Origin of the sequence: Microcoleus sp. F10-B2, assembly GCF_036704965.1 — a bacterium.
Lineage (GTDB): Bacteria > Cyanobacteriota > Cyanobacteriia > Cyanobacteriales > Microcoleaceae > Microcoleus.
This window is the reverse complement of sequence record NZ_JAUBTB010000232.1, coordinates 1-1240: the sequence shown is the minus strand read 5'-3', so window position 1 is coordinate 1240 and position 1240 is coordinate 1. Positions and strand designations below refer to the sequence as shown.

The following is a 1240-nucleotide window of genomic DNA, read 5'->3' as shown; positions in this document are numbered from 1 at the left end:
GTCATATCACGCTATGGCAAAAACTTCTCTCTAATAGTAGCTTAAATTTACTCCTTCCTTTCCTTCATGGCACTACCAGAAAAAGCTCATAAAACTATTTATTATTGGTTTAAATTTAATCACCCTATATTACAGCGATATTAATGGTAATTCAGTCCCAATAAATTACATAATTTATGATAAAATGGAGGGAAAACAAAAAACGATTACTTTAGAAAAATGGTGAGTGAAATAATAAATTTGGGAGTCAAGCCAAAAATAGTAACAAGAGATAGTTGGTATTCAGGAGTGGAAAATTTAAAATTTCTAAAAAACCAGAAATAGGGTTTTCTATTCGGAATTGAAAAAAATAGGACTGTATCAAATGAGTCCCATAATTATTGCCCGGTAAGCACTCTGGTCATTCCTGAGTCAGGATTAATAACTCATTTGAAAGAATTTGGATTTATAATTGTTTTTAGGAAAAGCTTTAAAGAAGAGGCATCTAGACACGATATTTTGTATTTGCCAGACGAGTCAAAGGTTCAGGAGATAACAAGAGATTAATTTCTCACAATTCATGATACTTATTGGCAAATTGAAACATTTCATAGAGCCATAAAACAAGTATGTGGAATTTGTCGTTTCATGGTGAGAGACACCTCTGCAATCAAGACTCATATATTTTGTTCACTTCAAGCATTTGTAAAATTGGAGTTTATGCGGTCTGAAAAAATAATTAGTAACTGGTATGAATTCCAAAGGAATCTATTCACTTCAGTTATACGTGAGCATATTTTGGGAAACCTTAGCAGTCATGGCATTCTCTAGAATACATAGATGATATTTTTTGTCAATTCGTAAGTCCTATAAACATAGGAGCATCCACGATGATTAACTCAAATTTACTGGCAGTATTAGAATCGACTCTGGCTGACACAGCATCAGGAAATTGGCAAAAGCCTCTGGTAATGTTTGTTTGCAATATCTTGGCCTTGCTCGTTCTCAGCCGCCGAATTTTGCCTCCCCACGTCGGGCCGAAAATGCCTTTGCCCTTCCCGTCTCTGTTCAATAATGTTAGCTTACCAGCATTTCTGGCTTGCATGAGCGCCGGTCATTTGCTCGGAATATTCTTGATTTTGACTCTCAACATCGACAAGTATATTTAGGGCTTGCTGAATAATTAGCTTAGGAATGAAAATTTAATAACATCAGCGATGTATAATAAATAAATGAGTGAATATGAATAGGTTTATGTTTC

At 34.7% G+C, this 1240-nt stretch carries 1 protein-coding gene and 1 pseudogene; both read left to right on the top strand.

The window, feature by feature from the left end:
- Positions 1–100: 100 nt before the first annotated feature.
- Positions 101–810: pseudogene (locus QUA99_RS32865) on the top strand (transposase); the annotation flags it as partial.
- Positions 811–869: 59 nt separating this feature from the next.
- Entirely contained in the window at positions 870–1148 is a 279-nt protein-coding gene (locus tag QUA99_RS32860) for a Photosystem I reaction center subunit PsaK (RefSeq protein WP_333343679.1), read from the top strand.
- Positions 1149–1240 lie beyond the last annotated feature (92 nt).

Excerpts from the sequence above, each read along its gene's own strand:
- QUA99_RS32860 (WP_333343679.1), top strand. The coding sequence starts at position 870 with ATGATTAACTCAAATTTACTGGCAGTATTAGAATCGACTCTGGCTGAC.